Source organism: Streptomyces sp. NPDC048612, assembly GCF_043199295.1.
In the GTDB taxonomy this organism is placed as follows: Bacteria; Actinomycetota; Actinomycetes; order Streptomycetales; family Streptomycetaceae; genus Streptomyces.
The window spans coordinates 281,116-293,577 of the sequence record NZ_JBICVV010000004.1; the positions used below are offsets into that span (position 1 = coordinate 281,116).

Below are 12,462 nucleotides of genomic sequence, written 5' to 3' on the forward strand. Positions count from 1 at the left end.
GGAGAGTCACTTGGGGCGGCGAGGGCCCCGCGTACGCTCGGCCGGATGACGCACAGCGCCGCGGTCCCGGACACCGCGCTCCTGTCTGCCGTCCACGCCTGGGCCGACGGCTGGACCCGTGCTCGCGGTACGGACGCGCCGCAAGCCGTGCCCGGCGGGTTCCGGATCGGGGTACGGCGGCCCGGACACCTCGCGCGCCATGTCCTCCCGGGGGCCGACCCGGCGTCCTAAGCGCCCTCCGTCGTCTTCGACATGATCGGCACCGAGCCCGCGCACCGGCGGCGCGGGCTGGGGCGGGCGGTCATGGACGCGCTGGCCCGCCGGGCGGTGGAACGGGGCGCGCGACAGGGGGTGCTGGTGGCCAGTCCGGAGGGACGGGCGCTCTACGAAGCGATGGGCTGGCGGGTCGGTCCCCGGTCACGGCCGCCGGGCGCAGGGGGTGAACTGCCGCCCGCTCCGGTGCCGTTGCCGTGCGCTCAGGCCCTGAGCTGGGTCCCCAGCCAGCGGAAGGTCTCCGGCACCTGCTGTGCCCAGACCGCCGTGGTGTGGCCGCCCGCGTTCGACGGGATCTGGCGTACGGTCACCGTCGTCGGCGGCAGCGCGAACTGCCGCAGGGCGAGACCGGCCTGGAAGCCGTCGCCCGAAGCGCCCGACACATACAGCGCGGTACGCGGCGGCTTACCGGCGGCGTTGGCCGCCTTCAGGATGTTCAGCGGGTTGGACCGGGCGCGCAGCTGGGGGTCCTTGCCGGCCAGCGAGTCCCGTTCGAGCGCCGGGTCGTTGTAGCCGGACATGGCGACCGCGGCGCGGTAGCGGTCGGGGTGGGCCAGGGCGAGCTTGGCGGCGCAGTGCGCACCGGCCGAATACCCGGCCAGGGCCCAGGAGTCCGGCTTGTCGCCGGCCCGGAAGTTGTCAATGACCATCTTGCGGACGTCGACGGTCAGCCAGCTGTCGGCGTTGACCTTCCCGGGGAGGTTGACGCACCCGGTGTCCACACCGGGGAGGAGGTTGGTGCGGGGCGCCACCAGGATGGCCGGCTTGACCGCGCCGCTCCGCATCAGCGGCATCAGCTGCTGGGCCGCGTGCAGCGAGCCCATCCAGGACTTCGCCGAGCCCGGGTAGCCGGGCAGCAGCTCAACCACCGGGAACTTCCGGTTCCGGTAGGCGGGGTCGTTGTACTGGGGCGGCAGCCAGACATACACCTCGCCGCGCACCCCCGAGATGCGGCCCTGGAGCTCGGTCATCCGGACATCGGCGCCCACGCTCGGGTCGTCGGCCGGGCGGAACCGCTGGAGCTGCTTGGGCTCGTGCGTGATCTGCCGGCCGCCCATGCCGTCGGGGCCGAGGTCGCGGGCCGCCTCGACATGGCTGCCGGTGCCGAGCAGGTCGTCCCAGGTGTCGTAGAGGTTGTTGGCGTTGTTGACCAGGACGAAGACCACGGTGATGGCCGTGACCTGGGCGAACAGCAGCATCAGCAGCCGGGCGAAGCCGCGTGCCAGGGCCGGCCCGGCTATTCGGCCCCAGAGGGCGAACGGCAGCACGACGGCGACGATCAACAGCGCGACCGAGGTGAGGAAGAAGGGCGTGCCCGTCAGGCTCATCGGGATCTCGCTTCCAGGGCAAACTAGGCGAAGGACGTGGGGTGGTTCCGCCCCCGCCTTCGGCAGTGAGCCTCTCCGCGCCCTTAGAGGAGATCCGCCGGGTCCTGGTTGCCCTTCTGTGGTGCTTTGTTACTCCCTCGTCATGAAGCCGTGCGAGCGCCCGCGCCGTGCCGCTTTCCGCAGCTCAGACCAGCCTTCGGGCGGCGGCCCAGCGGGTCAGCTCATGGCGGTTGGAGAGCTGGAGCTTGCGCAGCACCGCGGACACATGGGATTCGACGGTCTTCACGGAGATGAACAGCTGCTTGGCGATCTCCTTGTAGGCGTAGCCGCGGGCGATCAGCCGCAGGACCTCGCGCTCACGCTGGGTGAGACGGTCGAGGTCCTCGTCGATGGGCGGGGCATCCGTCGAGGCGAAGGCGTCCAGGACGAAGCCGGCCAGCCGCGGGGAGAAGACCGCGTCGCCGTCGGCCACCCGGAAGATCGCGTCGACCAGGTCCGTGCCCGTGATCGTCTTGGTGACATAGCCGCGGGCGCCGCCCCGGATGACGCCGATGACGTCCTCGGCCGCGTCGGAGACGGAGAGCGCCAGGAAGCGGACCGGGCGCTCGGCGTCGGCCGACATCGCGGCGCAGCGGCGCAGCACCTCCACGCCGCCGCCCCCGGGGAGGTGGACGTCCAGGAGGACGACCTCGGGGCGGGTGGCCGTGATGACCGTGACCGCCTGGTCGACGTCGGCGGCCTCGCCGGCCACCTCGACGCCGGTGCGCCCGGTCTCGCCGATCTCGGCCTGGACGCCCGTGCGGAACATCCGGTGATCGTCGACCAGCACGACCCGTACGGTCCGGCCCCCGGCCGTCCCGTCGCCGGTCCCGCCCTGCTGTGCGTCGTCGCTGCTCATCTCTTCCGCCTGTCCCTCGGTGTCTGCCCCGTCATCATCCCGTGCCCCGGCGCGCGCTGTCGCGTCCGGCCGCCGCCCGTCCGGCCGCCCGGTCATCTCCCGCGCTCCGTCTCCGCGCGCTCCATCTCCAGCTCGACGACCGTGCCGCCCTCGGGGGCGGAGCGCAGCCGGGCGGTGCCGCCGTGGCGCTCCATACGCCCGATGATGGACTCCCGTACGCCCATCCGGTCCTCAGGGACCGCGTCCAGGTCGAACCCGGGTCCGCGGTCACGCACCGAGACGAAGACCGTACGGCCCTCCACCTCGGCGAACACCTGCACCGCGCCGCCCTCGCCGCCGTACTTCGCGGCGTTGACCATCGCCTCGCGTGCGGCCTGCATCTGGGCGCCCAGCGGCTCGTCCAGCGGGCAGTCGCCGACGACCACGACCTCAAGGGGGACGCCATGGGCGTCCTCCACCTCGGCGGCGGCCTTGCGGACCGCCTCCGCCAGAGTGGCGGGCTCCTCGTCCTCCTCCTTGCCGCGGCCCTCGGGTTTGTAGAGCCAGGCCCGCAGCTCCCGCTCCTGGGCGCGGGCCAGCCGCGCCACCTCCCGGGGGTCGTCGGCGTTGCGCTGGATCAGGGTGAGGGTGTGCAGGACCGAGTCATGGACATGGGCGGCCACTTCGGCGCGCTCCTGGGCGCGGATGCGCATCAGCCGCTCCTCGGAGAGGTCCTGGGTCATCCGCACGAGGTAGGGGCCCGCCAGCAGCGCTATGCCGACGACGACGGCGAGCGCGGCCTGCAGGACCGAACCGAGATGCCGCACCGAACCCTGGAGCACCACGATGCCGGTCACCCCGACACCGACCAGCAGCACACCGGCCGCGCCGCGCACCATCGGCAGCACGCCCTTGCGGCGGCCGAGCTCCAGCCACTGGGCTCGGCGGGAGTTGTCCGCCTGCCGCCACACCAGGGCGACACCGGCGCCGATCAGCAGCACCGGCCAGAGATAACCGTCGGCCTGGCCCAGCTGGAAGCGGGAGGCGACGACCGAGGCCCCGACGAGCAGCGCGATCAGCGCGAAGACCTGGCCCCTGTCGGGGCGGTGCCGCAGCAGGCGGCGCCTGCCGTCCGCCGGGGCGGGCTGCCGGTGCTCCACGCCGCCGACGCCCAGCGGGACGAAGAACCAGAACGCGGCGTACAGCAGCGCGCCCATCCCCTCGGCCATGAACAGGGCCACGAACACGATCCGCACCCAGGACACCGGCAGTCCGAGGTGCCCCGCGAGGCCCCGCGCGACGCCACCGAGCAGCCGCCCGTCGGCGCTGCGGTAGAGCTTGCGCACGGGCGGATCGTCGGGGTCCGGCGCCGGGGCGTAGGCCGTGTCGGCGCGGGGCGGAGCGGTGGTCATGTGCCCGATCGTCACACGGCACCCGGGCCCGGGGCATCAGGGTCGTCCCTGAGGCTGTCCCTGAAGTTTGCGGGGTGTGGTCCGGGTCCGGGCGAATGCCCCGCGGCGCGGGCGCCTCAGTTCTGGGGGTCGGTCCTGCGGAACCCGTCCTTCACCACCGAGAAGACCTTCGCGTACTTCGCCCAGTCGGCCTCCGGCGCGGACACGTAGATCGCGTACTCCTTACCGCCCTCGCGGCCGAAGCCCAGGTCGACCCCCCGGAAGGTACGGGCCCGGCCCCCGAAGGTGAACTCCCAGATCGCGGCGGGGTCGCCCTGGAAGGACGTGGGCTGCAGGCGCAGGTTCTTGTAGACGGAGTACTTCTCCTTGAAGCCCTTCTCCACCTCCTTGAAGTGCTCCACCTGGTCCCCTGAGGAGAAGTCCAGGACGCTGACGAGGATCTGCGCGAACCGCGTCCGGTAGATGATCTGCCGGCCGTCGTCCTCGGGCTGGCGGGTCCAGCCGTCGGGGACCGGGAAACTGACGCCGAGTGCGGTCTCGTTGACGCTGTGGTAACCGTCAGGGAGGGGCGGCGTCGGCCCGATGCTGTGGGCGGGGGCCTTGGGGAGCTTGGGGGTGGTGCTCTTGTTCGCCGCCGCCTGGCCGGAGCCACCGGATTCGGTGGGCCGCATCAGGTACCAGGCCGTGCCTCCGCCGCCACCGGCGACCAACACCCCGACGGCACTCCAGACCACGATCCGGGTGCGCTTCCTACGGGGCGCCGCGCCGCCGGGAAGGACGTCGGCACGGGCGGGCCGTCCGGCGTCGGTCCCCTCCGGAATGGCGACCGGGCCGGTCACGGCCTCGCTGCTGGTGTCCGCAACGGCGCCGGTCCCCGCCCCCGTTGCCGCCTCCGTACGTGCCCCGGTGCCGGTGCCGGTGCCACGGACCGAAGCGGCCGCCGCCTCGCCCGTGTGGTGCACCGGACGGGTGGACGACTCGGTCTCCCCACCCGGGTCGGCCGCCTCGGCGCGGCCGTGTGCGACCGTCCCCAGAGCCATCGTGGACCAGCCCATCAGCGCCGTGTCCGCCTCGGCCTCGACGGCCCGCAGCGCCTGTTCGACGACCTCGGCCGTCGGACGGTCGGCCGGCTCCTTGGCGAGCAGCGCCTCGATCAGCGGGCTCAGCGACCCGGCGTTGCGCGGCGCCTCAAGGGGGTCCATGGCGATCGCGTACGCGGTCTCGACCGCGGTGGCCTTCCGGAACGGGGGGCGTCCCTCGACCGCCTGATAGAGCGTCGCGCCCAGCGCCCACAGGTCGGAGGCGGGCCCCGGGGTGCCGCTTCTGACCCGCTCGGGCGCCAAGTAGTCGATGGAGCCCACCAGCTCGCCCGTTTTGGTGAGCGTGGAGGTACCGGTGGCGACCGCGATGCCGAAGTCGGTGAGCACGACCCGGCCGTCCGCACCGAGCAGTACGTTGCCCGGCTTGACGTCACGGTGCAGCACACCGGCGGAGTGCGCGGCACGCAGCGCCGCCACCATGCCGCGCCCGATACGGGCGGCCTCGCGCGGGGTGACCGAACTGTCGTTCCGCGCGGCCTCCTTGATGGCGTCGCCGAGCGTCGTGGAAGGGACGTACTCCATGACGATGCACGGCATCCCGGCGTCGTCGACGACGTCGTGGACACTCACCACGTTGGGGTGGTTGATCCGGGCTGCTGCCTGTGCCTCACGGGTGGTGCGCTCATGGCGCCTCGCCAGTTCGTCCTCGTCGAGCTGCGGTGCGACATGCAGGCACTTGACCGCGACCTGACGGCCGAGGAGTTCGTCCCGGGCGCGCCACACGGTGCCCATACCGCCCTGGCCTATCCGTTCAACCAGGCGATACCGCCCGGCGACAAGTCGCCCCTCGTCCACCGCCGCCGCCTCCGTCACCGCACGCCCCTCCGGAAACCCGTACGTATTCAAGGCTCAACGATAGTCGCCGATACGGCCGGGCAGCCGTCCGGCCACCGCCCGGCCGTCGCGCGTCCTCCGGCCGGGCACCGACGCGGGGGCATATGCGAACGCGCGAGGGATTTCGGGAGCCCCCTGGGGGATCTCGGGGCTGCCGTCGGCGGAACTCAGGGACAGACCAGGGTTTCCACGGATGCCGCGGCGCGGTCGCCCTTGTCACCATGGCTCCATGAACGATGCAGCGCACGCCGAGGAGTCGGCGCCCTCCGACCCCGCCGGCTCCGCCCCGTCGCCGCGGCCGCTGCGCCGCAGCCGGCGGCACAAGGTGATCGGCGGGGTCTGCGGCGGGCTGGGCCGGCAGTGGGACCTCGACCCGGTGATCTTCCGGGTCGCGCTCGCGGTGCTCTCCGTCGGCGGCCTCGGCCTCATCGCCTACGGCTTCGCCTGGCTGCTCATCCCCCTTGAGGGCGAGGAGGAGAACGAGGGCCGCCGGCTGCTCTCCGGCCGGGTCGAGGGCGCCGCGCTGACGGCCCTGCTCTTCGCGCTGGTCGGCTGCGGTCTGTTCCTGACGACCCTCGCCAAGGGCAGCATGATGTCGTTCGCCCTCATGCTGACGCTGGCGGTGGCCGGTTCGGCCTACTGGTCGCGGCGGCGCCGGCTGGTGGAGGCCAGGGGCCCGGCAGCGATGGACACCGCCACCGCGCAGGCGGTCGCCGACGCCCCGCCCGAGACCAAGGCGCCCCCGGTGCCCACCGGCCCCTCCTGGTGGCGTGCCCAGCGCTCCGGGGAGGCTGCCGGGCCGGGCTATCTGTGGGGGCCCGACACCACCCCGCTCCCCTTCGACCTCAGCTACCAGGCCGAGCACGGCACCGCCGCGGCCCCCTCCGCGCACGGGTACGACGCCTGGTCCGACGCGGACCACCCCACCGGCCGCCCCGTACCGCCGCCGGACGGCACACCGCCCGCCCGCGGCGCGGGCCGGAGCCGCCGCGGCGGGCGCCCGATCGGCGGCTGGACGTTCCTGCTCGCGCTGCTCGCCGGCGGCGGCACCACCAGTGCCGTCCTCCGCCATGACGGGCTGACGCCGGCCCTCCAGGCGGGCCTGGCCTGCGCGCTGCTCGTCTTCGGCCTCGGGCTGGTGCTCAGCGCCTGGTGCGGACGCACGGGCGGCGGCACGGTCTTCATGGTGGTGCTGACGTCCCTGCTGCTGGCGGGCGCGGCGACGCTGCCCGACAACCTCACCACCCAGTGGCAGAAGGAGACCTGGTTCCCGGCCACGGCCGCCGCCGTCCGGCCGCACTATGAGCTCGGCACGGGAGAGGGGCGGTTGGACCTCACCGGCCTGCCGTTCAAGGCGGGCACCAGGGTCCGCGCCGGTGTGGACGTGGGGGCCGGCCGCCTTCAAGTGACGCTGCCGCACGGTGTCTCCGCCCGTCTCCATATCTCGCTCGGCGTCGGCGACGTCCAGCTGCCCGGCGAATCACCGCACGACGTGGACCTCGTGGCGGGCGGGCACCGGACGGTCGACCTCGCCGCCGACGGCCTCAAGAAGGGCGAGAAGCCGCACGGCTCGGTGGAGCTGACGCTCAACCTCGGCACCGGACAGGTCGCCGTCCTGCGCGCCGCACCGGGCTCCACCCCCGCGGCCGTCCGCAGGTCGGCCACCGCCCTCCCGGCACCCACCCCGCCGACCGCACCGATCCTCCAGGGAGCCCCCCGGTGATGCGCCATCCCTTCGCACCGGCCCGCCTGCTCGTGGGCCTCACCGCCCTCACCCTCGGTACGGTCTACGGCCTGGACGCCCTCGGCCTCCGGCAGGCCCCCGGCCCCTGGCTGTTCCTCACCCTCCCCGCCGGGCTACTCCTCGCCGGCATCACCTCAGCCGTCTGGACCAGATCCCGCCGCCGACACCACCCGCACCACCCGGCCAGCTCGTCGCCGACGGGCCCCTGAACCCTGATGCCTGCCCCCCTGACACCAGCCGCCGGCGTCCCCGCACGCCCCGGCCCGCCCAGGCACGAACAGCCCCACCCGACCGTCCGCCTCGCCCACCTCCCCGGTCAGCCCGTCGACCTGCGCTCCGCCCGCCGGACGCTCCGGCGAATATGCGTACCGCCCCGAAGGGCAAGCGCTCTACCGTGGCGCGGTGACGACTCAGATGATCCTTCTCAACGGTGGTTCCAGCTCGGGGAAGTCCGGCATCGTGCGGTGTCTGCAGGCCGTACTTCCCGGTCCGTGGCTGGCGTTCGGGTGCGACTCGTTCGTCGACACCCTGCCCGCGAAGTTGCGGGCTTCGGACGAGGGGATGGTGTGCGCGTCGGACGGTGCGGTACGCGTCGGGCCGGAGTTCACGGCGCTGGAGGCGGCCTGGCGGGAGGGGATCGCGGCGATGGCCCGTGCGGGCGCCAAGGTCATCATCGATGACGTCTTCCTCGGCGGGGCGGCGTCCCAGCAGCGGTGGCAGAAGGCTCTGGGCGGCCTGACCGTACTGTGGGTCGGCGTCCGGTGTGAGGCCACGGTCGCCGCGGGCCGTGAGATCGCACGAGGAGACCGCGTCCCGGGGATGGCCACGGCACAGGCCGAGTTGGTTCACCAGGGGGTCTTCTATGACCTGGAGGTGGACACGACGCGGACCGCGTCCCTGGCGTGCGCACGCGCCATCGCCGCCCACATCAGCTGACCGCAGCCCCTCGGCTCACCCGCCCCCGCGAGCCGTACGGCGCGGCGCAGCGCAGCGCCGTGCAGCGCCGTGCAGCGCCGTCCGTGGAGGTCACAGCCCTAGCCGAACAACTGCGCCCCATGCCGCTTGCGGCGGTTCGCCAGGGCGGCGTCCAGGGAGAACCTCGGCGTTCCGGCCAGCAGCAGCGGGAGCCAGGCGATCAGGTAGGCGAGGTCGTTGCCGTAGTAGTAGGGCGTGGTCGCCCAGCTCACGGTGAGCCACAGCGTCAGCGAGATCAGCGCACCGCCGAGCGCCGCCAGCCGCCCCAGCAGACCCACCAAGGTCGCGAGGCCCACGGCCAGTTCCCCGGCCGCGATGGCATAGCCGAAGCCCACCGGACTCTTCTGTGCGAGTTCCACCAGCTGGGGCAGCGCCGCCGTGTCATGGACCTGGCGCAGCAACGCGCCGAGCGATCCCGTGCCGGCGATCGCCAGGAACCCCGAGTCCGTCAGCTTGTCGATGCCCGCGTAGAGGAAGGTGGCCCCCAGGAAGAGCCGCAGCGGCAGCAGCGCATGGCGCGCCAGCTGTCCCCGCAGCCCGGCGCCGGCGCTCTCGACGCCCGCCCCTCCCAGCTCGGCACCGATCGTACGATTCGCGTGCACCATGACGTCCGCCTCTCCGTTGCCACCGGGCGCAGTCGATTGTGCCCGCGCCCGCGCCTCCTGGGGAGATACGTACGCGCGCGGGCGAGAGGTTCAACGGACCGACGCACTTCGGGCAGCCATGGCACACAGAATCCTCACGCGAAGGCGACGCCGGCGCCCGCGCAGGGCCCGCCGCCGCCCGCCAGTACCTACCGCCCGCCGCTCAGTCCAGAACGTCGATCGGATAACCGTCCGTCTCCACGCCCGCCGCCGTGACCACCCGGACCTCCACCCGGCCGGGCTCGACATCGACCGGCACCGGGACCGTCAGCACCCCGTCCGTCGGATTGGCGAAGCCGCCGGCCACCGGGACCAGCGGGACGGGGACATGGACGTCGCCGATGCGGACGACGGTCCGGGCGAGCCGGTCGGGGGTCGCGGCGCCCGGCGGGACGAAGCCGGCACCGCGGATCTCGATGTCGTCGCCGGTACGGACCGGCGCGGCGAGATCGCCCAGTTCACGTGAGCGGACGACGGAGAGGATCACCGGAGGGCCGCCGCTGATCGCCTTCCCCGCCAGGTACGTCGCCCCGGAGAGCGCCAGGAGCACCACCAGCCCCCAGGGCAGCTGCGGCGCCTGGTCCGGCCGCCCGGCCAGCCGCGCCAGCGCGCACCCCAGCACGGCCGTGTGCACCAGGACGTACTGCACATCGAGGAGGCTGCCCCGCCCGGCGTCGTCCGTCAGCAGATCGGCGGCCCGCGGCCGGTCGGCGGGAACCTTCTGCAGCCGCCCGGCCCGCACCCGGGAGGCGACGAGCGCGTGCGCCGCCACCGCCACCGCGCACCCGGCGGCGAGCGCCACCAGCAGGGCGGCGGAGCGTTCGAGCGCCAGCCCCTGGAACAGTGCGTGCCGCTCGCCGGGGGCCGCGGCCGTCAGCTGGCGTACGGCCACCGTCAGGACGGTGTACAGGACGGCGGTCACCCAGGCCGCCGCCACCGTCCGCGAGGTGGACAGCCGCCCGTCCTCACCGATCAGCGGCGCCAGCGCCCCGCCGTGCGCCCGGTGCCGCCAGGCCGCCGCGGTCAGGGCCAGGGCCAGTACGACGGCCGCGAGCAGTCCCGCCGTACGAGCCGCCGTCCAGCCCGTGCCGAGCGCGGTCAGCGCCTGCCCGAGCAGCAGGGCGACCACCGCGCCCCAGACGGCGAGCAGGGTGCGCCCCCGTAGGGCCGTCAGCCAGGCGGCCTTCCCGGCGCCGCGCCGCTGGGCGACCTCCCGTGCGGACAGCGTCAGTTCGTCGGAGACCCACTGCCGGGCCGCACCCGCGGACCGCGCGAGCCCGGCCGGCACCCCGCGCCCGGCGGCGAAGTCCTCGCGGAGCGCGACGAACGCGGCCACCGCCTGCTGGTGCCCCGCACGGGCGCCGTGCGGGCACCGTCCGCACCGGCACGCGCCGTCGGCGCGCTCCGTTTCCTCCCCCGGCTCGCCCGTTCCGGCCCGTCTGCCCGCCGCATCCACCGACACGTCCGCTACCGCCCGCCACCAATGATCTTCAACTTGACCTGTCCGAAGGGGAATTGTGCCGCACCCCGTGAGGGCGCATCTCAAACGTCCAGTTGGTGGCGGGTGGTGGGGACAGCGCCGCGTTGACGCCCGGGGCCCGCGCGGTGCCCCGGCCCCGTACACCTGACCGGGGAACCGGCCCGCGGAACCCCTGGCGCTTCCCCTATTCGGGCGAACCGGGCCACGGCGACGGCTGAGCGGACGGCGCGCTGCGCAAGCTTCCGCCGTGCGTCACATACATGGATCTCACGGATCGCACAGCCGCGATGACCTGGACGGACCGACACCACCGCGCCGGCCGGACAGCCCGCACGAACGGGACGGAGCGCGCGGGCGGGAAGCGCCGCGCCCCCGCTCCGGACTGCCTCGCCCCCGCCCCGGATTGCGGGCCGCCGCCGCGCTCCTTCTGCTGACCGGGCTCGCCGCGCTGTGCGCCGTCGCACCGGCGGGCGCCGCCCAGGACCGGTACCACCGCGCGCCCACGGGCGACAACTGCGCCTACGCCGGGACGGCGCCGCCCGTGGACGTACCGACCGGCTTCCCCATGCCCCGCGGCTGGCACTTCCCCTGCACCCGGGCCAAGCCCCCGCCGCCGCCGGCCCACCGGCCGGCACCCCGTCCCCGTCCCCCCAGGCCCGCGCCCCCACCGCCGCCGCCCCCGGCCCCGGTCCCCAAAGCCCGGCCGACGCCGCCCCCGTCACCGCCACCACCACCGCCCCCGACTCCCCGCGCCCGCCCCGCGGCCCCGCCGCCCGCGCCGAAGCCCCGTCCCACCCCCGCCCTCCGCCGCCCGGCGTCACCGCCGCCCGTCCTGCCCCGCAGCTACGCGCGCCCGTCCCACCGGCCGCGCGACGGGCGCTCGATGGTGACCACGACCCTGCTGCTCACCGCCCCGGCCGTGCTGGCCGGCGCCGCCCTCCGTCCCCGTTCGAGCTCCTCGTCCGGCTCCGCCGGGCGCCGTTCCTCGTAGGAGGTCCCCATGTCCCAATGGCTGGTCCTGACCCTCGCCATGGCCGCCGCCTGCGGCGTCGTCCTGACCATCACCGTGCTCAAGGAGCGCCGGATCACCGAGGACGACGACCCGTCCGAAACACCCGATGTGATCGAGTATCTGACGATGATGGTGGGGGTGGTCTACGCGATCGTGCTGGGGCTGGCCATCGCCGGGGTGTGGGAGGCCAGAAGCGCGGCCGAGGACACCGTACGGACCGAGGCGCAGGCGCTGCACGAGGTCAGCGCGCGGGCCCGCGCCTACCCCGCGCCGGTACGGGACCGTATCCGCACGGACGTCGACGCTTATGTCAGTCACGTCGTGCACAAGGAGTGGCCGGTGATGGCCGAGCGGGGGGAGCTGACCCCGCGCGGCGCCGCGCTGCTGACGAAGGTCCGGGCGGACGTCTCCGACTACCGTCCGCGCAACGACTTCGAGGGGCAGTCCTACCAGCCCCTCGTCGACCAGGTCGCGGTGGCCGACGGGGCCCGCAACGCCCGGGGGAGCGCGGCGGATTCGACGCTCCCGGGGGTGGTGTGGTTCGGGCTGATCATTGGTGGCGCCATCTCGATCGGCGTCATGTTCACCCTGCAGATCCGGCGCTCGGGGCGGGAGTTGCTGATGGCGGGGCTGTTCAGCGCGCTGATCGCCTTCCTGCTGTTCCTGGTCTGGGACTTCGACGCGCCCTTCAGCCGCAGCATCTCGGCGACGGTCGCGCCGTTCCTCGATCTGTTCCCGCACGCGTGAGGCGGGGTGCCCCGCGGGACCGCCGCACGTCCCGCG

At 74.0% G+C, this 12,462-nt stretch carries 11 protein-coding genes and 1 pseudogene; 6 read left to right on the forward strand and 6 right to left on the reverse strand.

What is annotated here, in order from left to right; translation table 11 throughout:
* Positions 1-45 precede the first annotated feature (45 nt).
* Together ACGFN2_RS09930 and ACGFN2_RS09935 are read left to right on the forward strand one after the other, a co-directional pair.
* Positions 46-231: a hypothetical protein gene (locus tag ACGFN2_RS09930; RefSeq protein WP_393358942.1), complete on the forward strand. Its 186-nt coding sequence runs from the start codon at positions 46-48 to the stop codon at positions 229-231.
* A 72-nt stretch (positions 232-303) separates the two neighbouring features.
* Positions 304-348: pseudogene (locus tag ACGFN2_RS09935) on the forward strand (hypothetical protein); the annotation flags it as partial.
* Between the two features lie 128 nt (positions 349-476).
* Here ACGFN2_RS09935 and ACGFN2_RS09940 read toward each other — a convergent pair.
* The 4 genes from ACGFN2_RS09940 to ACGFN2_RS09955 all read right to left on the reverse strand — a co-directional run bounded on the left by ACGFN2_RS09940 (position 477) and on the right by ACGFN2_RS09955 (position 5,722).
* Complete coding sequence (locus tag ACGFN2_RS09940; protein ID WP_362607919.1) at positions 477-1,601, reverse strand: alpha/beta hydrolase-fold protein; 1,125 nt, start codon at positions 1,599-1,601, stop codon at positions 477-479.
* 184 nt (positions 1,602-1,785) lie between these two features.
* A complete protein-coding gene (locus tag ACGFN2_RS09945; RefSeq protein WP_393358944.1) occupies positions 1,786-2,499 on the reverse strand; it encodes a LuxR C-terminal-related transcriptional regulator in 714 nt (237 codons plus the stop codon).
* Positions 2,500-2,591: 92 nt separating this feature from the next.
* Positions 2,592-3,890: a PspC domain-containing protein gene (locus ACGFN2_RS09950; protein ID WP_393358946.1), complete on the reverse strand. Its 1,299-nt coding sequence runs from the start codon at positions 3,888-3,890 to the stop codon at positions 2,592-2,594.
* 116 nt (positions 3,891-4,006) lie between these two features.
* Positions 4,007-5,722, reverse strand: a complete 1,716-nt coding sequence (locus ACGFN2_RS09955; RefSeq protein WP_393359040.1) for a serine/threonine-protein kinase — start codon at positions 5,720-5,722, stop codon at positions 4,007-4,009.
* Positions 5,723-6,053: 331 nt separating this feature from the next.
* Between ACGFN2_RS09955 and ACGFN2_RS09960 the strand changes: the two genes are divergently transcribed.
* From ACGFN2_RS09960 to cpt, 3 genes are all read left to right on the forward strand, one after another.
* Positions 6,054-7,547 (forward strand): PspC domain-containing protein, encoded by a 1,494-nt coding sequence (locus ACGFN2_RS09960; RefSeq protein ID WP_393358948.1) that lies wholly within the window; start codon positions 6,054-6,056, stop codon positions 7,545-7,547.
* Complete coding sequence (locus tag ACGFN2_RS09965; RefSeq protein WP_393358950.1) at positions 7,547-7,777, forward strand: hypothetical protein; 231 nt, start codon at positions 7,547-7,549, stop codon at positions 7,775-7,777. Before ACGFN2_RS09960 ends, ACGFN2_RS09965 begins: the two co-directional genes overlap by 1 nt.
* 193 nt (positions 7,778-7,970) lie before the next feature.
* Positions 7,971-8,504, forward strand: a complete 534-nt coding sequence (gene cpt, locus ACGFN2_RS09970; protein WP_393358952.1) for a chloramphenicol phosphotransferase CPT — start codon at positions 7,971-7,973, stop codon at positions 8,502-8,504.
* 98 nt (positions 8,505-8,602) lie between these two features.
* Here cpt and ACGFN2_RS09975 read toward each other — a convergent pair whose 3' ends face one another.
* Together ACGFN2_RS09975 and ACGFN2_RS09980 are read right to left on the reverse strand one after the other, a co-directional pair.
* A complete protein-coding gene (locus ACGFN2_RS09975; protein WP_362607910.1) occupies positions 8,603-9,148 on the reverse strand; it encodes a TQO small subunit DoxD in 546 nt (181 codons plus the stop codon).
* A 202-nt stretch (positions 9,149-9,350) separates the two neighbouring features.
* Complete coding sequence (locus ACGFN2_RS09980) at positions 9,351-10,649, reverse strand: hypothetical protein (RefSeq protein ID WP_362607909.1); 1,299 nt, start codon at positions 10,647-10,649, stop codon at positions 9,351-9,353.
* Positions 10,650-11,667: 1,018 nt separating this feature from the next.
* Between ACGFN2_RS09980 and ACGFN2_RS09985 the strand changes: the two genes are divergently transcribed.
* Positions 11,668-12,426, forward strand: a complete 759-nt coding sequence (locus tag ACGFN2_RS09985) for a hypothetical protein (protein ID WP_362607907.1) — start codon at positions 11,668-11,670, stop codon at positions 12,424-12,426.
* The last annotated feature ends 36 nt before the right edge of the window (positions 12,427-12,462 follow it).

Coding starts and splice junctions, on each gene's coding strand:
- ACGFN2_RS09960 (WP_393358948.1), top strand. CDS start 6,054: ATGAACGATGCAGCGCACGCCGAGGAGTCGGCGCCCTCCGACCCCGCC.
- ACGFN2_RS09930 (WP_393358942.1), top strand. CDS start 46: ATGACGCACAGCGCCGCGGTCCCGGACACCGCGCTCCTGTCTGCCGTC.
- ACGFN2_RS09965 (WP_393358950.1), top strand. CDS start 7,547: ATGCGCCATCCCTTCGCACCGGCCCGCCTGCTCGTGGGCCTCACCGCC.
- ACGFN2_RS09950 (WP_393358946.1), bottom strand. CDS start 3,890: ATGACCACCGCTCCGCCCCGCGCCGACACGGCCTACGCCCCGGCGCCG.
- ACGFN2_RS09955 (WP_393359040.1), bottom strand. CDS start 5,722: ATGGGCACCGTGTGGCGCGCCCGGGACGAACTCCTCGGCCGTCAGGTC.
- ACGFN2_RS09940 (WP_362607919.1), bottom strand. CDS start 1,601: ATGAGCCTGACGGGCACGCCCTTCTTCCTCACCTCGGTCGCGCTGTTG.
- ACGFN2_RS09985 (WP_362607907.1), top strand. CDS start 11,668: ATGTCCCAATGGCTGGTCCTGACCCTCGCCATGGCCGCCGCCTGCGGC.
- ACGFN2_RS09945 (WP_393358944.1), bottom strand. CDS start 2,499: ATGAGCAGCGACGACGCACAGCAGGGCGGGACCGGCGACGGGACGGCC.
- ACGFN2_RS09975 (WP_362607910.1), bottom strand. CDS start 9,148: ATGGTGCACGCGAATCGTACGATCGGTGCCGAGCTGGGAGGGGCGGGC.